The 20,031-nt window shown below is 72.1% G+C and carries 22 protein-coding genes; 15 read left to right on the top strand and 7 right to left on the bottom strand.

All coding sequences use genetic code 11. From position 1 onward, the window contains the following. Window positions 1-21 precede the first annotated feature (21 nt). Window positions 22-921: an HhH-GPD family protein gene (locus SALPAC2_RS0114970; RefSeq protein ID WP_018217453.1), complete on the bottom strand. Its 900-nt coding sequence runs from the start codon at window positions 919-921 to the stop codon at window positions 22-24. 153 nt (window positions 922-1,074) lie between these two features. Between SALPAC2_RS0114970 and SALPAC2_RS0114965 the strand changes: the two genes are divergently transcribed. The 3 genes from SALPAC2_RS0114965 to SALPAC2_RS0114955 all read left to right on the top strand — a co-directional run bounded on the left by SALPAC2_RS0114965 (window position 1,075) and on the right by SALPAC2_RS0114955 (window position 2,988). Then, window positions 1,075-1,587, top strand: a complete 513-nt coding sequence (locus SALPAC2_RS0114965) for a glycine cleavage system protein R (protein ID WP_026184755.1) — start codon at window positions 1,075-1,077, stop codon at window positions 1,585-1,587. After that, window positions 1,584-2,147, top strand: coding sequence for a peptide deformylase (locus tag SALPAC2_RS0114960; protein ID WP_018217451.1), 564 nt, complete (start codon window positions 1,584-1,586; stop codon window positions 2,145-2,147). Before SALPAC2_RS0114965 ends, SALPAC2_RS0114960 begins: the two co-directional genes overlap by 4 nt. A gap of 130 nt (window positions 2,148-2,277) precedes the next feature. Further along, on the top strand, window positions 2,278-2,988 hold the full coding sequence (locus SALPAC2_RS0114955) for a hypothetical protein (protein ID WP_018217450.1): 711 nt from the start codon (window positions 2,278-2,280) through the stop codon (window positions 2,986-2,988). Between the two features lie 26 nt (window positions 2,989-3,014). Here the strand turns inward: SALPAC2_RS0114955 and disA are convergent, their stop codons facing one another. From disA to SALPAC2_RS0114935, 4 genes are all read right to left on the bottom strand, one after another. After that, window positions 3,015-4,190 carry a DNA integrity scanning diadenylate cyclase DisA gene (gene disA / locus SALPAC2_RS0114950; protein ID WP_018217449.1) on the bottom strand — a complete coding sequence of 392 codons (1,176 nt, stop codon included), beginning with the start codon at window positions 4,188-4,190 and terminating at the stop codon, window positions 3,015-3,017. 133 nt (window positions 4,191-4,323) lie between these two features. Further along, complete coding sequence (radA, locus tag SALPAC2_RS0114945) at window positions 4,324-5,763, bottom strand: DNA repair protein RadA (RefSeq protein WP_018217448.1); 1,440 nt, start codon at window positions 5,761-5,763, stop codon at window positions 4,324-4,326. A 28-nt stretch (window positions 5,764-5,791) separates the two neighbouring features. Beyond that, window positions 5,792-6,445, bottom strand: coding sequence for a hypothetical protein (locus SALPAC2_RS0114940; RefSeq protein WP_018217447.1), 654 nt, complete (start codon window positions 6,443-6,445; stop codon window positions 5,792-5,794). 137 nt (window positions 6,446-6,582) lie between these two features. Then, window positions 6,583-7,509 (bottom strand): UbiA family prenyltransferase, encoded by a 927-nt coding sequence (locus SALPAC2_RS0114935; RefSeq protein WP_018217446.1) that lies wholly within the window; start codon window positions 7,507-7,509, stop codon window positions 6,583-6,585. A gap of 45 nt (window positions 7,510-7,554) precedes the next feature. Here SALPAC2_RS0114935 and SALPAC2_RS0114930 point away from each other — a divergent pair, with 45 nt between their 5' ends. The 3 genes from SALPAC2_RS0114930 to SALPAC2_RS0114920 are packed head-to-tail and all read left to right on the top strand — an operon-like array spanning window position 7,555 to window position 10,581. Beyond that, the gene (locus SALPAC2_RS0114930) at window positions 7,555-8,325 is read left to right on the top strand and encodes a methyltransferase domain-containing protein (protein ID WP_018217445.1); all 771 of its coding nucleotides are present in this window, start codon (window positions 7,555-7,557) and stop codon (window positions 8,323-8,325) included. After that, window positions 8,322-9,485, top strand: a complete 1,164-nt coding sequence (locus tag SALPAC2_RS0114925) for an acyl-CoA dehydrogenase family protein (RefSeq protein ID WP_018217444.1) — start codon at window positions 8,322-8,324, stop codon at window positions 9,483-9,485. The genes SALPAC2_RS0114930 and SALPAC2_RS0114925 overlap by 4 nt, the downstream gene beginning before the upstream one ends. Window positions 9,486-9,519: 34 nt before the next feature. Next, the gene (locus SALPAC2_RS0114920; protein ID WP_018217443.1) at window positions 9,520-10,581 is read left to right on the top strand and encodes a type III polyketide synthase; all 1,062 of its coding nucleotides are present in this window, start codon (window positions 9,520-9,522) and stop codon (window positions 10,579-10,581) included. Here the strand turns inward: SALPAC2_RS0114920 and SALPAC2_RS0114915 are convergent. Further along, window positions 10,578-11,234: a hypothetical protein gene (locus SALPAC2_RS0114915; RefSeq protein ID WP_018217442.1), complete on the bottom strand. Its 657-nt coding sequence runs from the start codon at window positions 11,232-11,234 to the stop codon at window positions 10,578-10,580. The two genes, SALPAC2_RS0114920 and SALPAC2_RS0114915, sit on opposite strands and share 4 nt — an antisense overlap. A gap of 322 nt (window positions 11,235-11,556) precedes the next feature. Here SALPAC2_RS0114915 and SALPAC2_RS0114910 point away from each other — a divergent pair, with 322 nt between their 5' ends. From SALPAC2_RS0114910 to SALPAC2_RS0114895, 4 genes are read left to right on the top strand one after another with little or no spacing between them, the layout of a single operon-like run. Beyond that, entirely contained in the window at window positions 11,557-12,042 is a 486-nt protein-coding gene (locus tag SALPAC2_RS0114910; protein ID WP_012015454.1) for a CarD family transcriptional regulator, read from the top strand. A 56-nt stretch (window positions 12,043-12,098) separates the two neighbouring features. Further along, complete coding sequence (ispD, locus tag SALPAC2_RS0114905; RefSeq protein WP_018217441.1) at window positions 12,099-12,794, top strand: 2-C-methyl-D-erythritol 4-phosphate cytidylyltransferase; 696 nt, start codon at window positions 12,099-12,101, stop codon at window positions 12,792-12,794. Between the two features lie 13 nt (window positions 12,795-12,807). After that, the gene (ispF, locus tag SALPAC2_RS0114900) at window positions 12,808-13,293 is read left to right on the top strand and encodes a 2-C-methyl-D-erythritol 2,4-cyclodiphosphate synthase (protein ID WP_018217440.1); all 486 of its coding nucleotides are present in this window, start codon (window positions 12,808-12,810) and stop codon (window positions 13,291-13,293) included. Window positions 13,294-13,303: 10 nt separating this feature from the next. Further along, window positions 13,304-14,329 (top strand): tetratricopeptide repeat protein, encoded by a 1,026-nt coding sequence (locus SALPAC2_RS0114895; RefSeq protein WP_018217439.1) that lies wholly within the window; start codon window positions 13,304-13,306, stop codon window positions 14,327-14,329. A gap of 3 nt (window positions 14,330-14,332) precedes the next feature. Here SALPAC2_RS0114895 and SALPAC2_RS0114890 read toward each other — a convergent pair whose 3' ends face one another. Beyond that, the gene (locus SALPAC2_RS0114890) at window positions 14,333-15,499 is read right to left on the bottom strand and encodes a homogentisate 1,2-dioxygenase (protein WP_026184754.1); all 1,167 of its coding nucleotides are present in this window, start codon (window positions 15,497-15,499) and stop codon (window positions 14,333-14,335) included. Between the two features lie 86 nt (window positions 15,500-15,585). Here SALPAC2_RS0114890 and SALPAC2_RS0114885 point away from each other — a divergent pair, with 86 nt between their 5' ends. The 5 genes from SALPAC2_RS0114885 (at window position 15,586) to SALPAC2_RS0114865 (ending at window position 19,971) form a co-directional block, all read left to right on the top strand. Further along, complete coding sequence (locus SALPAC2_RS0114885) at window positions 15,586-16,449, top strand: hypothetical protein (RefSeq protein WP_018217437.1); 864 nt, start codon at window positions 15,586-15,588, stop codon at window positions 16,447-16,449. Further along, entirely contained in the window at window positions 16,446-17,642 is a 1,197-nt protein-coding gene (gene fahA, locus SALPAC2_RS0114880) for a fumarylacetoacetase (protein WP_018217436.1), read from the top strand. Before SALPAC2_RS0114885 ends, fahA begins: the two co-directional genes overlap by 4 nt. 254 nt (window positions 17,643-17,896) lie before the next feature. Next, the gene (locus SALPAC2_RS0114875; RefSeq protein ID WP_018217435.1) at window positions 17,897-18,103 is read left to right on the top strand and encodes a DUF397 domain-containing protein; all 207 of its coding nucleotides are present in this window, start codon (window positions 17,897-17,899) and stop codon (window positions 18,101-18,103) included. 102 nt (window positions 18,104-18,205) lie between these two features. Continuing rightward, entirely contained in the window at window positions 18,206-18,667 is a 462-nt protein-coding gene (locus tag SALPAC2_RS0114870; RefSeq protein WP_018217434.1) for an SRPBCC family protein, read from the top strand. A gap of 53 nt (window positions 18,668-18,720) precedes the next feature. After that, entirely contained in the window at window positions 18,721-19,971 is a 1,251-nt protein-coding gene (locus tag SALPAC2_RS0114865; protein ID WP_018217433.1) for an outer membrane protein assembly factor BamB family protein, read from the top strand. The last annotated feature ends 60 nt before the right edge of the window (window positions 19,972-20,031 follow it).

Below are 20,031 nucleotides of genomic sequence, written 5' to 3'. Positions count from 1 at the left end.
GCCATCGGGCCGTTCTCGTGCTCAGTGGACGAGGATCGGCGGTCCGTCCCCGGCGAGCCGGAAGGACGCCTCGTTGACCTGCTCCACGAGACCGTCGTCGACTAGGCCGGCCAACGCCCGAAAACGCTGGGCTTCGTCGGCCCACACCTGGTCCAGGCGTTGCCGGGGTACCGGGGCGGTTGCCTCCCGGAGCACACCGAGCAGTAGCCCACGGACCTGACGGTCGGTGCCCGCGTACCGTTGCGGACGTCGGGTGGGGCCGGTCGGCGCCGGCTCCCCGGCGGCCCGCCAGGCGCAGATCGAGGCGACCGGGCAACTCCCGCACCGCGGCGACCGGGCCGTGCAGACCACCGCCCCCAGCTCCATGAAGGCCGCACTGGCCAGCGCGGCGGCGGCCGGTTCCGCCGGCAGCAGCTCCTCGGCGGCGACCAGGTCGGCCGGGCGGGTGGCGGGGCCGGCGTCCGGTTCGCCCGCGACCGCCCGAGAGATCACCCGCCGTACGTTGGTGTCCACGACCGGGTGCCGCTGCCCGTACGCGAACGCGGCTACGGCCCGCGCCGTGTACGTGCCAACCCCGGGTAGGGCCAGCAGCTGCTCCAGCCGGTTCGGCACCTGTCCGTCGTGCCGCTCCACGATCGCCACCGCGGCCTCACGCAGTCGGACCGCCCGCCGTGGGTAGCCGAGCCGCCCCCACATCCGGATCGCCTCTGCGGGCGGCTCCGCCGCCAGGTCGGCCGGGGCAGGCCAGCGGGCCATCCAGTCCGTCCAGGCGGGCAGCACTCGGGCGACCGGGGTCTGCTGGAGCATCACCTCACTGACGAGGATGGCCCAGGCGCCAACCTCGGGGCGCCGCCAGGGCAGGTCCCGGGCGTGCTGCGTGTACCACCGGCTGACCCGGGTGGTGAAGGTCGGTTCAGTCATCGTCGGTCGATCATGTCACGCCGCGGGACGCGCGCCCCCATGGCGGCCAACCCGCTGACCAGTCCCGAGAATGGTCGAGCGGGCAGTAATGACGAGTGGTCGAGCGGGCGGTAATTGGGTGGCGTTGTGGGCCTGATCGGGGAGAATCCGGGGATGAGTGAGCTCGCCATCACCGTCATCGGTCGGGACCGGCCCGGCATCGTGGCCGATGTGGCCGAGGTGCTCGCCCGCCTCGGCGCGAACCTCACCGACAGCACCATGACCCGGCTCCGGGGGCATTTCGCGATGACGTTGATCTGCGTGGGCCCGGCTGCCGCCGAGGCCGAGGCCGCGCTGGCGCCGCTCGCCGCCGACGGTCAGCTCCTGGCGACGGTACGCGCGGTGGTGCCCGACGGGGAGCAGACGTCGAGCGGCGCGCCGTACGTGCTGGCGGTGCATGGTGCTGATCGGATGGGCATCGTCGCCGCGATGACCCGGGTGCTCGCGGAGGCGGGCGGCAACGTCACGGACCTGAGTACCCGCCTCGCCGGCACGCTCTACGTCGTCCTCGCTGAGGTCGAGCTGTCGCCGGACGTGGCCGAGCAGGTGACGGCCCGGCTGGCGGCGACTGCCGCGGCACTCGGGGTGGAGGTAACCCTCCGGCCGGCCGACCCGGATCTGCTGTGAACCGCGAGGAGCGTGTCGGCCTCGGCGACTGGACGCTGGACGTGCTGGGCCCGCCGGGTCAGGTGCGACCGGTGGTGTCCGCCCCGGCCGCGGTGCTCACCCGGGCCGCCGGCGAGGTGGATCCGACGGCGGAGCAGACGGTACGCCTCGCCGCCGATCTGGTCGCCACGATGCGGGTCGCTCCGGGCTGCGTCGGTCTGGCCGCCCCGCAGGTCGGGGTCGGTGCCCGGGTCTTCGCGGTGGATGTCACCGGCCATCCGAAGGCCGGCATCGGGCACGGTGCGTTCGTGCTGTGCAACGCGGTCGTGGTGGAGGCCAGTCGGTGGAAGGCGGGCCGGGAGGGGTGCATGTCCGTGCCGGATCTGACCGGTGACGTCAAGCGCGCCGGCCGCCTGGTGGTGGAGGGGGCGCTGCCGGGAACCGGCGCGACGGTTCGGTTGGTCACCGACGCGTTCGAGGCGCGGGCCCTGCAACACGAGATCGACCACTGTGCGGGTCTGCTGTTTTTGGACCGGGTCGCCGGTGCCCATGCCGTGTACCAGCGCAAGGTGTATCTGTGATCACTTTCCGCTTTCCCGCCCGTACCCTTGGTGGTTTGGACTGTTGTAAGTGGAGAAAAGCTTTCATTGCTGGACTGATTCGGCGCGTCGCTGTCGGTTGCCGCACGTGGCACCGCTACGGTAGAGCATCATGCGTCTGACGGTCGGCCCCTTGCCCCCCGCCGTTTACTGGCGGCGTCGCGCCGTTGTACTCGGAGCGGTGTTGCTCTTTCTGGTGGTGGTTTTCTACTCCTCATGGGGTAATTCGGACGAATCCGCCAGCAAGAACGCCAGCGGGCAAGAGCAGCCCTCCGGCGACTCCCCAGCCGACTCCGAAACCCCGGCCGGGCAGGCGGATCCCCCGGATGACCCGGGCGACGCCGGTGGGGAGGAGCCGCCCAACCCCGAGCCGTCCGAGGGGGCTGAGGTGGATGACCCGCCCCAGGTGCCCCCGAGTACCGGCGACGGAGACTGCACCGATGCCGACATCAGCGTGATCGCTGACGCCCAGCCGACGTCGGTGGGCCAGGGCGATGCCGTAGAACTGAAATTTAAGATCAAAAATATTTCGGACCGGACCTGCAGCCGGGATGTCGGCGCGGACCTACAGGAGCTGTTCCTCAAGTCCGGGGCGGCGACGATCTGGTCCTCCGACAGCTGTGGCATCGCCGAGGGCTCGTACGTCCAGTCGTTCACGCCGAACTTTGAGCGGTCCTTCGGGGTCACCTGGAACGGCAACGACGACACCCGCTGTCAGGGTGGGGTCGCCATTGGCCCCGAAGCGCCGCCCGGCACCTACCAGGTGTTCGCCCGGGTCGGCACGAAGCACAGCGAGCCGGTGGAGCTCGAGGTCGGCGGCTGACCGAGCCGTACGGCTGGCGGGGGGGGTCAGACGTAGCGTTCCAGGATCGAGGCCTCGGCGAGCCGGGAGAGTCCTTCTCGGACGCCCCTGGCCCGGGCGTCGCCGACGCCCTCGACGGCCTGCAGGTCCTCCACGGTCGCGCCGAGCAGCCGCTGAAGGCTGCCGAAGTGCCCCACCAGGCGGTCAACGATCGCCACCGGCAGCCGCGGCACCTTGGCCAGTAGCCGGAACCCGCGAGGGCTGAGCGCGGCGTCGAGTGCGTCGGCGGCGGCCGGGTAGCCGATCGCTCGGCTGACCGCGACCAGGTCGATCAACTCGGCCGCGGTCAGCAGGTCCAGCTCGACCAGGGCCTCGTCAAGGGTACGGGGCTTGCGGCCGCTGGGCAGGTAGTCCCGGATGACCAGGGTGCGGTCGGCGTCCACACCGGCCATCAGCTCGTCGAGTTGTAGCGCGAGGAGCCGGCCGTCGGTGCCCAACTCCACGACGTATCCGGCGATCTCGTCGGCGATTCGACGGACCATCTCGAGTCGTTGCACGACGGCGACCGCGTCCCGGACGGTGACCAGGTCCTCGATCTCCAGGGCGGAGAGGGTGCCGGAGACCTCGTCCAGGCGTAGCTTGTAGCGCTCGAGCGTGGCGAGTGCCTGGTTGGCCCGGGAGAGGATGGCGGCCGAGTCGTCCAGCACGTGCCGCTGGCCGTTGACGTAGAGGCTGATGATCCGCATCGACTGGCTCACCGAGATGACCGGGTAGCCGGTCTGACGGGCAACCCGCTCGGCGGTGCGGTGCCGGGTGCCGGACTCCTCGGTCGGGATCGAGGGGTCGGGCATCAGATGCACTGCCGCCCGGACGATCCGGCTGCCGTCGCTGGAGAGCACCACGGCGCCATCCATTTTGCACAGCTCGCGGACGCGGGTGGCGGAGAACTCCACGTCGAGCGGGAAGCCGCCGGTGCAGAGGCTCTCGACGACCCGGTCGCAGCCCAGGACGATCAGGGCGCCGGTGCGTCCGCGGAGGATTCGCTCCAGCCCGTCCCGGAGGGCGGTGCCGGGTGCCATCAGGGCCAGGTTGGCGCGCACTGGGTCACTGGCCGCGCCTCCGGTCACGTGCACGCTGATCGGACGGGCGGTCGAACCCACGGCACCGGTGCGGGCGTGTGGTGTCGCGCCGGCAGGCTTGGTGGTGTCGCGGTCGGTCGGCACGGGGACAGTCTACGGACTACTCTGCGGTGGGTGTTGTCGCGGTTACTGTGATGTGTCGTGCTGCCTGAATTAACCGATCCAACCGCTTAATAGCCCTTTATTGGGAAGCTTTCTGTATTAACGGGGCTGAAGGTTATTCGGCTGATACCCGCGCGACCGCTTGAAGCGCGGCCCGGACATCGCTGACTTCGATCACTCGTAGCTGTTCGGCGCGGACGCCGGTGCTCTCCGGACCACAGCCCGGTGGTACGAGCGCGAGCCGGAAGCCAAGCCGGGCCGCCTCGGCCAGGCGGCGCGGCACCGCCCCCACCCGACGTACCTCCCCGGTGAGCCCGACCTCCCCGATCGCCACCAGGTGCGGGGTGATCGCGAGGTTGAGCCCGCCGGAGGCGACCGCCAGAGCAACCGCCAGGTCGGCGGCGGGCTCGACGACCCGGATGCCGCCAACAGTGGCCGCGAAGACCTCCCGATCGTGCAGGGTCAGCCGCTCGGTGCGTCGTTGGAGCACCGCCAGGACCATCGCGAGTCGGGCTGAGTCGAGGCCGGAGACCGTTCGTCGGGGCGACCCGGCCACCGTCGCCCCGATCAGCGCCTGTACCTCGGTGACCAGCGCACGTCGCCCCTCCATCGCCACCGTGACACAGGTGCCGGGAACCGGCTCCGAGTAGCGGGTGAGAAAGAGCCCGGACGGGTCGGCCAGACTGCTGATCCCGCCCTCGTGCATCTCGAAGCAGCCGACCTCGTCGGCCGCGCCGAACCGGTTCTTCACCCCCCGCACCAACCGCAGGGACGAGTGTTTGTCCCCTTCGAAGTGCAGCACCACGTCAACCAGGTGCTCCAGCACCCGTGGACCGGCCACCTGGCCGTCCTTGGTGACGTGCCCCACCAGCAGCGTCGCGATGCCCCGCTCCTTGGCGACCGCCACCAGGGCCGCGGTGACCGCACGGACCTGGGTCACCCCGCCGGGCACCCCTTCGCTGCCGGTGGTCGAGATCGTCTGCACCGAATCCAGTACCAGCAGCCCCGGCTTGACCGCGTCGAGGTGCCCGAGCACCGCGGCGAGGTCGCTCTCGGCCGCCAGATAGAGCTGCTCGTGCAGGGCGCCCATCCGTTCGGCGCGCAACCGGACCTGGCTGACCGACTCCTCGCCACTGACCACGAGCGATGGGTTGGCGCCGCCAGCGGCCCACTGCTGCGCCACGTCGAGGAGCAGGGTCGACTTGCCGACCCCCGGCTCGCCGGCGAGCAACACCACCGCGCCCGGAACCAGGCCGCCGCCGAGCACCCGGTCGAGTTCGCTGACCCCGGTCGGGCGGGCGCGCGCGGGCGCGGCGCTGATGGTGGCGATCGGCCGCGCCGGCTCGGCCGGCAGCCGGGAGCTGACCACCCGGCCGGAGACGGTCGGGCCGGTCAGCGTGCACTCGACGACCGAGCCCCACTCGCCGCACTCCGGGCAGCGGCCAACCCACTTCGGTGGTTGGTGGCCGCAGGCGTCGCACTCGTAGGCGGGGCGGGGTGCGCGGGCGGCGCGGGCGCCGGTCGGGCCGGCGCGGCCGGATCGGGAGGTGGTCACCCCAGGACGTTAACCGTCGCGTCGACGATCAGTGCCCGGCGCCACCCGGACCGCCGTGCCCGTCCTCCAGCTCCTCGAAGCCGGTGTGGCGCTCGATGATCGGCTCCGGGGGAGCGGCCGGGGTGAGCGGCACGGCGACCGGCGCCGCGGCCCGGATCGTGGTGCCACCGAAGTCGAAGGTCACGAAGACACTCTCGCCGACCCGCAGCGGCTGATCCAGCCCGATCAGCCGCAGCACCGCTGGCGCCTCCGAGTTGAGCTGGGCGAAACTCAGCGGCGGCACCACGATCTGGGCCGGCAGGCCAGCGGAGGGCGCAGTCTCGGTGACCGTCGTTGCCGGGCTTTCCTCGAGCGGGGCGTTGGGGTCGCTACGGACGACCTCCTGGGCGCCCTCGGTGGTGACGGTCACCGTGACCTGGTCCGGCGAGTCGTTGTAGAGGACCACGTCCAGGTTCGCGTCGTCACCGGCCTGGTAGCCGTCCACCCCCGGGTAGGCGATCAGCAGGCCACGAACAGCGAAGTCGCCGCTCTTACTCGCGACGTTGACACCCTGAATCGACGGTACGGTTTCGGCGGTCTCGGAGACCTGGCCGGCGCTGCATCCGGAGAGCAGTAGTCCGCTCGTCGCCAACCCGGCCAGTAGCAGGGCCGACCGGCGGGAACCCCTGATCGAGCGCGTCACGTCGGTCCTCCTCGTCATGATCGGGCCCGGTCGTACGCCGGACACGGTGGCCATGCCCGTGCAGACCGCGCTCCAGGGTAGTTGGGACTGATCCAGTTCCGCACGCCGACCCGGGTATGCCACCGCTGTGAGGGTGTTCAAACCAATGGCCCGCTGGTCAATAGCAGAATCACATCGATGAGAGCGATTACTAAAACCGCCCGGAAGGCGGCCACTGACCGAGTCGTGGCGCGGTTGGTGACGCGCTCGCCGTACCAGAGGAGTGGTGGTGTCAGGACGGCGGCGGCCACCGTGGCGAGCCCGACCGGCGACGGTGGTCCGGGCGGCCCGAAGACCAGGGTGGCGGTCGCGGCGAGCAGGAGCCCGATGGCGGCGGTTCGGCTGCCGCCCGCGCCGAGCCGGTGGGGCAGCCCGCGGACGCCGGTGCGGGCGTCGTCGTCGAGGTCGGGCAGCACGTTCGCGAAGTGCGCGCCCGCGCCGAGCAGGGCCGCGGCGCTGACCAGCCAGACCGGTGGGGTTCCCGCACCCGGCAGAGCCAGTACGACGAAGGCCGGCAACGACCCGAAGGAGGCCGTGTAGGGCAGGACCGACAACGGCGAGGACTTCAGCGGCCAGTTGTAGAGCAGCGCGGAGATCAGCCCGGCGGTGGCTACCGCCGCGGCGGCTCGGTTCGTCGTCAGCGCGAACACCGGGGTGGCGAGGGTGGCCGCGGCGGCGGCCAGCAGGGTCGTACGTCGGCTGACCAGACCGGCGGCGACCGGCTTGTCGGGCCGCCCGACCACGGTGTCCCGTTTCGCGTCGAGCGCGTCGTTGGTCCACCCGACGGCGAGTTGGCTGGCGGCCACGGTGAGCACCACGACGACCACCCCCGCCAGCCGGTGCCCGACACCCCAGGCGAGCAGGCCGGCCACGGTGGTGACCGCGGCTGCTGGCTCGGGATGGCTCGCCCGGAGCAGGGCCACCGCCGACCGGGCGCGGGTCGCTCCCGAGCCACCGGTGGTGCGTCCGGCCCGGTCCGGCCGGGTCAGCACCCGCGCGACACGCCGTAGCACTGAGGAGGTCATGAGGGAAGTCTGGTCGTTACCGGGCAGTCGTGCCACGCTCGGTCCATGCCAGAGGCTGGCCGCACCCTGCCGCGCAACGATCCGCGCCAGTACGACGACCTGGCCGGGGAGTGGTGGCGGCCGGACGGCGCGTTCGCGATGTTGCATTGGCTGGCCGAGTCCCGGGCGGCGCTGGTGCCGGCGGCGTCGCGTCCCGGCGCCGTCCTGGTTGACCTCGGCTGTGGCGCCGGGCTACTCGCCCCGCACCTCGCCGGCAAGGGCTATCGACACGTCGGCGTCGACCTCACCGGTTCGGCGCTGCGCCAGGCCGCCGGGCAAGGTGTGGCGGTGCTCAACGCCGATGCGACCGCCGTGCCGCTCGCCTCCGGCTGCGCCGACGTGGTGGCCGCGGGCGAGCTGTTGGAGCACGTTCCCGACTGGCGAACGGTGGTGGCAGAAGCCTGCCGGCTGCTCCGCCCGGGTGGGCTGCTCGTCCTCGACACGCTCAACGACACCGCGCTGAGCCGCCTGCTCGCCGTCCACATCGGCGAGCGGCTCCCCACGGTCCCGCGGGGCATCCACGACCCACGGTTGTTCGTGGATGATCGCGCGCTGGCCGCCGAGTGTGCCCGGTACGGCGTCAACCTGCGGCTGCGCGGGATCCGACCGCAGCTGATCCGGGTGCTCGGCTGGCTGGCCCGGCGGGCGAGGGGCGCGGGCGGGGTGCCCCCACGCATCGTGCCGACCTGGTCAACGGCGGTGCTCTACCAGGGCTGGGGCCGGCGCGAGCGTGCTCAGACGCGGACGGACGGATCTGAGGAGGGAACGGTCGTATGACGCAGGCTGTGCAGGTAGCCCGCCGGTTGGCGCCGAGATTCGCCGCCCGGGCGGCCGACCACGACCGGGACGGCACCTTCCCGGCCGACGATTTCCGTGACCTTCGGGAGGCGGGCCTGTTCGGCCTGATGGTGCCGCGGGAGCTTGGCGGCCTCGGCGCCACCTTCGGGGAGTACGCCGCGGTCGCGACCGAGTTGGCCCGGGGAAACGGCGCGACCGCGCTGGTGTTCAACATGCACGCCTCGGTCACCGGCGCGTTGGGCGCGGTGAACGAGGAACTGGCCGAGACGCTCGGCCTGCCGGACGGGGCGTTGGCGGCGCGGGACCGGCTGCTGCGGGCGGCGGCGGATGGCTCCTGGTACGCGGTGGCGATGAGTGAACGCGGGGCGGGGGCCCGGCTCTCGCAGCTCAGTACGGTGTACGAGCCGGTTGCCGACGGCTGGCGGCTCAAGGGGAGCAAGACCTTCTGCTCCGGTGCCGGCCACGCCGACGGTTATCTGGTGGCCGCCCGTAGCGCGGCTGATCCGTCGGTGGTCTCCCAGTTTCTCGTGCCGGCCGGGGACGGGCTGGCCGTCGAGGAGACCTGGGACTCGCTGGGCATGCGGTCCACCTCCTCGCACGACCTGCACCTGGAGGTGACGGTGCCGGCGGACCGGCTGCTCGGCGGGGTCGAGGGGCTGGCTCTGGTCGTGGCGCAGTTGATGCCGCACTGGCTGGTCGCGAGCTACGCCGCGGTGTACGTCGGGGTCGCGCGCGCTGCGATCGACGCCGCGGCCGAGCATTTGAACGCCCGTGAGCTCGGCGGTCTGCCGGCGGTCCGGGCCCGGCTCGGTCGCGCCGACGCGGCGGTGGCCGCGGCGGACCTGGTGGTGGCGGAGGCGGCCCGCCGGGTGGACGAGGCGCCGGGTGACGCCGAGACGAACCGTTGGGTTTGGCGGGCGAAGTTACTGGCGGGCACCACCGCGGCCGACGTGGCGGCCTCGGTGCTGGAGGCGGCCGGCACCGGGGCCACTCGGCGGGGGCATCCGTTGGAGCGGCTCTACCGGGATGCGCGGTGCGGTTCGCTGCACCCGGCGACCTCCGACGTCTGCGCGGACTGGCTCGGTATCGCGGTGCTCGGTGGCGACCCGGACCGCGACGGGTCGGCCCCTCGCTGGTGAACGTGCTGAGAGATCAGAACGAAGGGTGGGCGTCATGGCCGTGCCAGTGATCGCGGGGATCGGTACGGCGCATCCGCCGTCGGCCGACCAGGGTGAGCTGTGGGAGGGCTTCTTCGCCCGGCACTACTCCGGAACCACCCGGGCGCTGGCCGAACGGATCTTCGCCAACTCGGGGGTGCGGCGCCGGCAGGCCGCGGTCAACCCGATGCTGGAGGATGTCTCCGACTGGTCGACCGAGCGGCGGATGCGGCGCTACCAGGTGGAGGCGCTGCCGCTGGGCAAGGAGGCGGTGGGGCGCGCGCTCACCGCCGCCGGTCTGGCCGCCGGTGACGTCGGGCTCTTCGTGGTCTGTTCCTGCACCGGCTACGCGACCCCGGGGCTGGACATTCTCCTCGCCCGGGATCTCGGCATGGCGCCGGGCGCGCAGCGGGTCTTCGTCGGCCACATGGGCTGCTATGCCGCGTTGCCGGGGCTGGGGGTGGCGAGCGACTTCGTGACCGCCCGGGGTCGACCCGCCCTGCTGCTCTGCGCCGAGCTGACCAGCCTGCACATTCAGCCCGCCACGGCCCGGGTGGACACCCAGCAGATCGTCTCGCATGCGCTCTTCTCGGACGCCGCGGTGGCCGCCGTGGTCGTGCCCGGTGGCCCCGGGTACGCGGTACGTGAGATCGCCTCGGTTACCGACACCTCCACCGCCGATCACATGACCTGGGACGTCACCGATGCCGGGTTCCGGATGGGGCTGTCGCCGAAGGTGCCGCAGGTGCTCTCGACGCAGGTACGGGCGCTGGTGGACGGCCTGCTCGCCCGGCATGACCTGCGGCGGTCGGAGGTGGACGGCTGGGCGGTGCACCCGGGCGGCCCTCGCATCCTCAACGTGGTGGAGCGGGAACTCGCCCTGCCGTCGGCCGCCCTGGCGGCGTCCCGCGAGACGCTGGCCGAGCGGGGCAACTGTTCGTCGCCGACGGTGCTGTTGGTGCTGGACCGACTGCACCGAGCGGTCGGGCCGGCGCGACGGGTGGTGATGTTGGCCTTCGGCCCGGGCCTGACCCTCTATGCGGGCCTCCTGGAACGGTCAGCTGGCGAGGCGGGCTAGAGACGGGCTAGTTCGGGTTGGTAGTCGGCGGTGGAGCGGAGTTCGGGGAGCACTTTCCGTACCACCCCGGAGCGGTCCACGAGCAGCGCGCTGGCCACGCCGACCCGGGGTGGCAGGCGGAGGAAGGCGCGTAGCCCGTCAGCCGGGTCGTCGAGCGTGTGCAGGGCGGGCTCCGCGGCGGGGGGCGAGGCGCGTACGGCGGGGGCGGGGTTGACGATGATCACGGTGACCCGGGGTGGCGCGACGGCGACGGTGTTGGCGACCTCGGCCGGGCAGTCGCACGCGTCGGTGAGGAGGATCACGGCGGGCAGCAGGCCCCGCAGCGGCACCGGTTCACCGTTGTCCACCAGGTCGAACGCGGGCAGGGTCCGCCCGATCAGGTCTGCGGGTGTGGCCGGGGTCGACGCCGGTGGGGTGGGGGGCGGTTGGGCCCAGATCGTCGCGTTCAGCCCGGCCAGCACGGTGACCATGGCGATCAGGAGGATCAGCAGCGCCGGCACGGTCGAAGCGGACCGGGTCGGCCGGTTCAGTTCCCGGCGGAGCTGCTCGGCCTCGGCCGAGAGCGCTGCGGCGTTGTCCGGTACAACCACCCGGCCCCATTCGGGCGGCAGGTCCGGCAGTCCGGAGTCGTCGTCCGCGGCGGGCCTGCCCATCGAACCCCCTGGATTCTTGGCGAGCCTGAGGCGGGCTCTTGTTCAGCCTGCCGTACCGGGACCGCTCCCGCCAGGCGTGGGCGAGTGTCGGGGGCGCCGGCTACCATGAGTCGAGCGCATCACCTTGGATCCCGGGTTCCGTCACTCAGCCGCGACGGCATATTGCCGTTACGGAGCGTGTTCAATACTTCGGTCTGGCTGCCTGTCAAGCTGAAGAAATCCCTCTCACAGGGCCCCTGAGCTGCGCCAACGGTCAGGGCAGCGGTGAGACACCGGTGTCTGAGCGTGTTACCCTAGACACAGCGAAAGGGGTTTCGAACCTATGGTTTTCAGTGTCGGCGAGACCGTTGTTTACCCCCACCACGGGGCCGCACTCATCGAGGCAATCGAGACTCGGGTCATTAAGGGCGAGGAGAAGCAGTACCTCGTTCTCAGGGTCGCGCAGGGTGACCTCACGGTCCGGGTTCCCGCGGAGAATGCCGAGATCGTGGGTGTGCGCGAGGTGGTCGGCGAAGAGGGCCTCGGCAAGGTCTTTGACGTTCTCCGGGCTCCGCACACCGAGGAGCCGACCAACTGGTCACGGCGTTACAAGGCGAATCTCGAGAAGTTGGCTTCCGGCAATCCGCTGAAGGTGGCCGAGGTCGTCCGCGACCTGTGGCGTCGGGAGCGGGAGCGGGGGCTGTCCGCAGGCGAGAAGCGCATGCTCGCCAAGGCCCGCGACATTCTCGTCGGTGAGGTCGCACTGGCCGAAAAGAGCACCAAGGACGAGGCGGAGACGCTGCTCGACAAGGTGCTGACCGAAGCCTGATCCGCACCTGATCGTCGTACCCGATCTGCCATGAGTAAATCACCGAGGACCGCGACGTGACCGCGCAGCTTGATCCGCGCGGTGACGTCGCGGTCCTCGTGCCTGCGGCCGGTGCCGGCGTACGGCTGGGCCCCGGCCGGCCGAAGGCCCTCCGGCTGCTGGACGGGGAGCCGCTCCTGGTGCACGCGGTCCGCCGGCTCGCCGCCGCCGCCTCGGTGCACACCGTGGTGGTGGCCGCTCCGGCGCCGGATCTCGTCGCGGTCCGCGAACTGTTGGCCCCGGTGGCGCCGGTCACCGTGGTGCCGGGCGGAGCGCAACGGCAGGCCTCGGTCGCTGCCGCGCTCGCCGCGGTCCCCGCCGGCCCGGAGATCGTGCTGGTGCACGACGCGGCCCGAGCGCTCACCCCGCCCGGGTTGGTCGAGTCGGTCGCCGCGGCGGTCCGCTCCGGTCACGACGCGGTGATCCCGGTGCTCCCGGTGGTCGACACCATCAAGGAGGTCGGCGTCAGCGAGGAGGTCCTCGGCACGGTCGATCGCTCCGCGCTGCGGGCGGTGCAGACGCCGCAGGGCTTCCGGCGGGCGGTACTGACCACCGCGCACGCCGCCGCCACCGACCCGCTCACCGACGATGCCGGCCTGGTCGAGAAGCTCGGGGTGCCGGTGGTCTGCGTACCCGGCTCCGAGTACGCCCTGAAGGTCACCCGCCCGTTCGACCTGGCATTGGCCGAGCACCTGCTGGCGATCGACCGCTGACCCGTACCCTCGGATGGTGATCGTTCCGCGGGTTGCCATCGGCGTTGACATGCACGCTTTCGAGTCCGGCCGGCCTTGTTGGGTCGCCGGCCTGCACTGGCCTGGGCAGGACGGCCTAGCCGGGCATTCGGATGCGGATGTCGCCGCCCACGCCGCGTGCAACGCGTTGCTCTCCGCCGCCGACCTGGGCGATCTCGGCGCCAACTTCGGGGTGGGGCAGCCGGAGTGGTCCGGTGCCTCCGGTGTGGCCCTGCTCGGCGAGAGCGCCCGCCGGGTGCGGGCGGCCGGCTACACGATCGGCAACGTGTCGGTGCAGGTGATCGGGAACCGCCCCAAGATCGGGCCGCGTCGGGCCGAGGCGCAGCAGGTGCTCTCGGCGGCGGTGGGCGCCCCGGTGAGCGTCTCCGCCGCCACCACCGACGGGCTCGGCTTCCCCGGCCGGGACGAGGGCCTGACCGGCATCGCGGTGGCCCTGGTTTACGCAGCCCCGGCCGCCTAGGCTCGCAGCGATGTCCAGCGAATCCACCTCTGACCGCTCCGCGGCCGACGGCTACCTGCAGCGCGCCCAGCTCCTCGCCGAGCTCGGCCGCTACGACGAGGCCAGCACCGAGCTGGGGTTCGCTCTCGCCCTTGATCCCGCCCACGCGGCGGTGTTGATCGAACTCTCCCGGGTGCGGCTGGCGGCGGGGCGGCCCGCGGAGGCGCTCACCGCCGCCGACGGCGCGTTGGCGGTCGCGCCGGACTCGGTCCCCGCCCTGGTCGCTCGGGGGATGGCCCTGGCCGACCTGGCCGAGCATGGGGAGGCGGCCCGGACCGCGGACCGGATTCTGGCGCTGGGACCGGCGGACGCGTATGCCCAGCGCAGCGGCGCGGCGATCCTGGCCGGTTCCCGCAATGGTCAGCCGGCGCTGAACGCGGCCTGGCGGGGGGTGGAGCTGGCCCCACAGGAGCCGGCGGGGCATCTGGTGCTTGGGTTGGTCGCGGCGAACCTGCAGCTGTACGACCTGGCCGAGCGGGCGTACTCCGAGGCGCTGCGGCTCGATCCGCAGCTCGCCGAGGCGCGGCACGACATCGGGGTGCTGCGGCTGGAGCAGCGCCGGTGGAGTGAGGCGCTGGAGCACCTCGCCGCCGCGGCGGCGATCAGCCCTGGTCGGATCAAATCGGTGCGGACGATCTCGGCCGGCCTTCGCCAGCTGGTCGTGTTCGGTGCCGGTTGGTCCATGGTCGCCGCGGTGCTGATCGCCTGTTTCGCGGTGGGTAACCCGGGGTTGTCCCGGGCCGTCGCGGCGGCGGCGGCCCTCGGTGGCGGGCTGATGGTGTGGCGGTACGCGGCGAAGCTGCCCGGCGTGGCCCGCACGATCCTGCCGGAGCTGCTGCGCTCCGACCGGCCGTTGGCGTTGGCCGGGTACGCGACTGCCGCGGCCCCGGTGCTGCTACTGCTCTACACCCTCGTCGGTACGGTCTGGCCGCTGGTCCTGGCGATCGCGGTGGCGGCCTTCGCCGTCGTCACCGCGCTCGCCCGCTCGGTGCGCTGAGGGCTAGCCGCGCCGCGCCCAGGTCCAGGCGTACGCGTCGTCTTCGCAGGCCGCGGCGGCGTCGCAGAGCTCCAGCGGGCGGAAGGTGTCGACCATGACGGCGAGCTCGTCGAAGTAGTCAACGCCGATCGACCGTTCGGCGGCGCCGGGCTGTGGCCCGTGGGTGAAGCCCGACGGGTGTAGTGAGATCGACCCCTGGCCGATCCCGGAGCCGCGCCGCGCCTCGTAGTTGCCTCCGGTGTAGAAGAGCACCTCGTCGGAGTCGACGTTGTGGTGGTTGTACGGCACCGGGATCGCGTCGGGGTGGTAGTCCACCTTGCGGGGGACGAACGAGCAGATCACGAAGTTCGGGCCCTGGAACGTCTGGTGCACCGGCGGGGGCTGGTGGATCCGGCCGGTGATCGGCTCGAAGTCGTGGATGGAGAACGCCCACGGGTAGAGGTGCCCGTCCCAGCCGACCACGTCGAACGGGTGATTGGCGTAGACGTGCCGGGTCCAGCCGCGTCGGTGCCGGACCAGGACCTCGACGTCCTCGCCGGCAACGAGGAGCGGTGTGTCCGGTCCGCGGACGTCCCGTTCGCAGTACGGCGAGTGTTCCAGGAACTGGCCGCGCACCGACAGGTAGCGCTTGGGTGGGCCGATGTGGCCGGTCGCCTCGACCGCCAGCAGCCGGACGGGCTCGGTGCCGGTGGGTACGAGCCGGTGGATGGTCGAGGTCGGGATGATCACGTAGTCGCCGGCGACGGCGTCGAGGGGGCCGAAGGGGGACTCGACCCGCAGGGTGCCGGATTCGAGGTAGAGGCAGTGGTCGCCGGTGGCGTCGCGGAACAGCGGGGAGGGCTGGTCGGCCTGCACGTACGCGATCCGGACGTCGTCGTTGCCGAGCAGGTAGCGCCGGCCGAGCACCGGGTCGGCGCCGGCCCCGTCGAGTTGGTGGGTGCGCAGGTGGCGGGGCTTGAGCGGGAGGTTCGGCGTGCAGGTGACCGCCGGTGGGGTGAACTCCTCGGCGGCCACGATCGCGGTTGGTGCGTGCCGGTGGTAGAGCAGCGAGGAGTCGTCGGAGAAGCCTTCCTGGCCCACCAGCTCCTCGGCGTAGAGGCGGCCGTCGGGCTGCCGGAACTGGGTGTGGCGCTTGCGCGGCACCTCGCCGACGCGGCGGTAGAACGGCATCTCGCCCTCCCCGAGCAGATCATCCAGGGTGTCCGACAATCGGACGCTATTGTCCGCTCCTTTAGCGTCCCGTAGATTGTTGTCTCGTGTCAACGAAGCTGCCCCGACTCCTCGCCGGCCTCGTCGACGACGCCGCCGTCTTCCCGCCCGGCAGCGCGTCGCTGCCCGAGGCTGTTCCGGCGCATCGGCAGCACCGCTCGTCCTGGTACGCCGAGCTCGTCGGCCCGCTCCTGGTCCCCGCCTCCACAGTGCTTAACCGGGAGCTGCATGCCCTGGTCGACCCGGCCGAGGAGCTGGCGATCGGGCTGATCGGAGACACCGGACCAGCCGGCCTCCCGGCCGCCCTCGCCGCAGTGCCCCCCGGCGTCAGGATCCAGCAGGTCGAGGTCGCCGTCGCCGCCCGCGGCGCAGACCCGCAGCCGGGCCTGGCCAAGCTACTCGCGGTGGCGGAGCAGCTCGCCGGTCGTACCGTCTACGCCGAGATTCCGCTGACCTTCGGCTTGATGGGTGCGCTGGACCGGCTCGTCGAGGCCCGCGCCGCCGGGCTGCCGGTGGCCGCGAAGTTCCGGACCGGCGGGCTCGCCGCCGAGCTCTTCCCCACCCCCGCCGAGCTGGCCGCGGTGATCCACGGGTGCCAGCAACGGGGGCTGCCGTTCAAACTGACCGCCGGGCTGCACCGCGCGATGCGACACCTGGACCGGGAGACCGGCTTCACCCACCACGGCTTCGTGAACGTGCTCGCCGCCGCGCTCGTCGCGGCCGGGGGCGCCGAGGTGGAGCGGGTCACCGAGCTGCTCCGCGCCACCGACCCGCGGCCGCTGCTCGTGTCGATCGAGCAGCGGCTGGACGCGGCGCGTCCGCTCTGGATCGGCTACGGCTCGTGCAGCATCCTGGAACCACTGACCGATCTGACCCAGCTGGGGCTGGTGAACGGGGGTACCGACGCATGACCTGGGTGACCGGCCTGGAGGGCTCGCCGTACGGGCTGCACAACCTGCCGTACGGGGTGTTTCGCACCGCCGACCGCGAGCCACGGGTGGGCGTACGCGTCGGTTCCCACGTACTGGACCTCGGCGGCGCCGAGCAGGCCGGCCTGGTGCTGGCTGCCGGTACGCTGAGCCGCCCCCGGTTGAACGACTTCATGGCGCTTGGCCGTCCGCAGTGGACCACCGTGCGGGAGCGGATTGTCGAACTGCTCACCGACAGCTCCCACCGGGCAGCGGTCGAGCCGCTGCTCCGGCCACTGTCGAGCGTGGAGCTCCTACTCCCCTTCGACGTGGCGGACTACGTCGACTTCTACTCCTCCGAGCAGCACGCCAGCAACGTCGGTCAGATCTTCCGGCCGGGCCAGCCGCCGCTGCTGCCCAACTGGAAACACCTGCCGATCGGCTACCACGGTCGGGCCGGCACCGTCGTGGTCTCCGGTACCCCAATCGTCCGGCCGTACGGCCAGCGGGCTACTCCGCAGGGTCCGGTCACCGGCCCCTCGGTTCGCCTCGACATCGAGGCGGAGGTCGGCTTTGTGGTGGGTGTGCCCAGCCCGCTGGGCAGCCGCGTCCCGGTCGGTGACTTCGCCGACCACGTGTTCGGCGTGGTCCTGGTCAACGACTGGTCCGCCCGGGACATCCAGGCCTGGGAGTACCAACCCCTCGGACCGTTCCTCGGTAAGTCCTTCGCCACCTCGGTGGCGGCCTGGGTGACGCCGCTGGCGGCGCTCGATGCGGCGTTCGTGCCGGCGCCGGAGCAGGATCCGCCGGTCGCTGACTACCTGCGCGACGAGCCGCACCTCGGGCTGGATCTACGCCTGTCGGTGGAGTGGAACGGCGAGCGGGTGAGCGAGCCGCCGTTCGCCACCATGTACTGGACGCCGGCGCAGCAGCTGGCCCATCTGACCGTCAACGGAGCCGCGCTGCGCACCGGCGACCTCTACGCCTCCGGCACCGTCTCCGGCGCCGAGCGCGGCCAGGTCGGTTCGTTCCTGGAGCTGACCTGGGGTGGGGCGGAGCCGGTCCAGGTCGGTGGCAGCGAACGTACCTTCCTGGCCGACGGCGACACCATCACCATCACCGGCACCGCGCCCGGGCCGGACGGCACGACCGTCGGCCTCGGTGAGGTCACCGGCACCGTCGTCGCCCCCCGCTGACTCGGCGAATACCCCTTCCGTCCCGGCACCGCGCCGCCCTGGTGGCGCCGCGGTGCCGGAGCGATAGCACCGGTGCACCCAGGTCTGCCGGTGCCGGGCGAGAAACCTCCACCGGTACGGGTGGATCGCACAGGTCGTGCGATCGGGCCTCCTTCCCGTCACGTTGATCGATCGGATCCGTCGCCACGCGATACGGCCCTGCTCCCCGGGTCGGCTCGCGGCTGGTTGGCGGCACGGCGACAGGAGGGTGAAGGGTGAACGGTTACCCAGGCGCGGTCTGGCGATCCAGCAGCCGCTCCAATGACCAGGGGCTCTGTGTGGAGGTGGCCGACAACCTGGTCCAGGCGCTCGGCGTGGTGGCCGTACGTGACTCCAAGGACAGATCTGGTCCGGCCCTCGCGGTGGGGGGTCCGGACTGGGAAAGGTTCATCCGAGCGGTCCGGGCCGGAGAGCTCGGGTAGCTGAGTGGCGAGGGGGCCGTGCGGGGCAGCTGTCCGGCAATAGCCGGCGGCGGGACCCGCGCGGCGGTCACAGCGCGTACCGTCGACACCACGGGAGGTGGTATGTCGCGGGTGACGGTCACGCGGGCCATCCAGGCGCAGCCGAACGACGTGTGGCGCCTGCTCACCGACCTGACCGCGCGCACCCACGCCGCCGGGGGTCGGGTGGTCCTGACTCGCGGCGAATTCGGCCCGGGCACCGCCTGGCGGGAGGTCCGCTCCCAGCCGGACGGTGCGGTGCTGGTCGAGGAGTTTGTCGTGGTCGAGGCCGTGCCGCCGCACCTGCTGGTGCTCGCCTCGCCCGGCCGGGAGGTGGACTATCGGACCACCTGGGCGCTGCGCCCGGCCCGGTGCCGAGGCGAACGCAACACGGTGGTCACGGTCACCCAGGAGGCGATCCCCGTCGGTGCCCGTGGCCGAATCGTCGCGTTTTTCCTCGGCGGGCTGGCCGCGCGGGCGGTCTCCGGTGCGCTGCGCCGTGATCTCGCCGAGCTCGCCGCCGGCCGGGCCGCGTCGGTCCGGTAACCACGCCGCAGCCGGGCGCCGTGTGCTGGGTAGGGTTCCGGGCGGAGGTGCGCATGGTTTTCCCGACAGGCCGTCGGCTCTTCGTCGTGGCGACGGTGGTCGTGGTGGTGCTGATGGCGGTGGCGGCCACGGTTTACCGGGTGCTGGCCCCGGCCGAGGTCAGCACCGCGGCGGCCGGCGCATACCCCACGGCGGCGACTCCGTCCCCCGGCCTCGTCGCGCGGCTGCCGGTGGCGCCACTGGTGGTGGACGGCCGAATCCGGGTGTACGCCTCCGAGCGCCAGGTCTACGCCGACGAGCCGGTCGAGTTCAAGCATCGAAGTACCCCGTACTGGTCCTTCCGCCGCTGGCCCGCCGAGCTGGAGGGCGTGGTGGCGAGCGGCCACACCGTGGTCACCCAGTGGTCGGACGGTCAGGTGGTGGCGCTGGACGGGCGTACCGGCCAGGTCGCCTGGCGGGCGGAGGGGCCGGTGCCGGAGCACGACACCGAGTCCCGGCGAACCGGTGCGGAAACCGTGTGGAACCCGGCGGGGCTCTTCCTGGCTTCGGCTGCCGACACCTCGGTGGTGCTCGCTGCCGGCGGGGATGCGATGGCCGGCTGGAATCTCGCCGATGGGCAGCGACTCTGGCAGTCCGACGTCCGGCCGGGGTGCCAGCAGGCGATCGGCACCAGCACGGCGGGCGCTCTGGTGAGCGTCGACTCCTGCGGCCCGGCGGCGACCATCGACTTCCGGGACGCGGCCACCGGCGCCGTCACCCGCTGGAGCCCGCCGGGTGGCGGGGAGACGCTGGTCGTCACCCCGCTCGGCTGCCACTCGGGTCGATCCGGTTGCGCCGGCCTCCGGACGGCGGTCGGACCGGGTGACGACGCGGCTCGGGGCTGGCTGTTCGGCCCGGGAGAGCCGGTGGCGGCACCGGTGCTGGACGCGCCGGACACCCGGCTCGCCGGTGACGTGGCCGTCGGCGTACGGGATGGTGTCCTGGTGGCCCGGGAGGCGCGGACCGGGAGCGAGCGGTGGCGACACGAGGACGTGGGCGGGGCCCGGGTACTCGCGGTGGAGCCGGACCGAGTGCATCTGATCACTGAAAGTAACAATCTGATCACGCTTGATTCGGTCAGCGGGGATCAGCGATCCCGGTTCCAGCTTTCGCTCGGCACCGACAGCACATCGTGGGCCCCGGGCGCGGCGTACGCGGTCGACGGCTACCTGGCGGTGGAGTGCCTCCGCCTCCCGGTCGACGCGGAGGCGGACGATCAGGGTTACTTCCTCACCTCGCGACCGGTTCTGCTCGCCGCGACCTGAGCAGGCCGTCTGCTCGCCGCGACCTGAGTAGGTCGCTACTCGCCGCGACCCGAGCAGGCC

The organism is Salinispora vitiensis (genome assembly GCF_000378825.1).
Lineage (GTDB): Bacteria > Actinomycetota > Actinomycetes > Mycobacteriales > Micromonosporaceae > Micromonospora > Micromonospora vitiensis.
Note: the sequence above shows the minus strand (reverse complement) of the source record. Positions and strands in the feature narration are given on the sequence as shown.

Bases quoted from the DNA above. Each gene is read 5' to 3' on its own strand.
- fahA (WP_018217436.1), top strand. From the start codon at position 16,446: ATGACCTGGGTGACCGGCCTGGAGGGCTCGCCGTACGGGCTGCACAAC.
- SALPAC2_RS0114935 (WP_018217446.1), bottom strand. From the start codon at position 7,509: ATGACCTCCTCAGTGCTACGGCGTGTCGCGCGGGTGCTGACCCGGCCG.
- SALPAC2_RS0114970 (WP_018217453.1), bottom strand. From the start codon at position 921: ATGACTGAACCGACCTTCACCACCCGGGTCAGCCGGTGGTACACGCAG.
- SALPAC2_RS0114915 (WP_018217442.1), bottom strand. From the start codon at position 11,234: ATGGGCAGGCCCGCCGCGGACGACGACTCCGGACTGCCGGACCTGCCG.
- SALPAC2_RS0114925 (WP_018217444.1), top strand. From the start codon at position 8,322: ATGACGCAGGCTGTGCAGGTAGCCCGCCGGTTGGCGCCGAGATTCGCC.
- SALPAC2_RS0114930 (WP_018217445.1), top strand. From the start codon at position 7,555: ATGCCAGAGGCTGGCCGCACCCTGCCGCGCAACGATCCGCGCCAGTAC.
- SALPAC2_RS0114910 (WP_012015454.1), top strand. From the start codon at position 11,557: ATGGTTTTCAGTGTCGGCGAGACCGTTGTTTACCCCCACCACGGGGCC.
- SALPAC2_RS0114955 (WP_018217450.1), top strand. From the start codon at position 2,278: ATGCGTCTGACGGTCGGCCCCTTGCCCCCCGCCGTTTACTGGCGGCGT.
- SALPAC2_RS0114920 (WP_018217443.1), top strand. From the start codon at position 9,520: ATGGCCGTGCCAGTGATCGCGGGGATCGGTACGGCGCATCCGCCGTCG.
- SALPAC2_RS0114865 (WP_018217433.1), top strand. From the start codon at position 18,721: ATGGTTTTCCCGACAGGCCGTCGGCTCTTCGTCGTGGCGACGGTGGTC.
- SALPAC2_RS0114890 (WP_026184754.1), bottom strand. From the start codon at position 15,499: ATGCCGTTCTACCGCCGCGTCGGCGAGGTGCCGCGCAAGCGCCACACC.
- SALPAC2_RS0114965 (WP_026184755.1), top strand. From the start codon at position 1,075: ATGAGTGAGCTCGCCATCACCGTCATCGGTCGGGACCGGCCCGGCATC.
- SALPAC2_RS0114895 (WP_018217439.1), top strand. From the start codon at position 13,304: ATGTCCAGCGAATCCACCTCTGACCGCTCCGCGGCCGACGGCTACCTG.
- ispF (WP_018217440.1), top strand. From the start codon at position 12,808: ATGGTGATCGTTCCGCGGGTTGCCATCGGCGTTGACATGCACGCTTTC.
- SALPAC2_RS0114870 (WP_018217434.1), top strand. From the start codon at position 18,206: ATGTCGCGGGTGACGGTCACGCGGGCCATCCAGGCGCAGCCGAACGAC.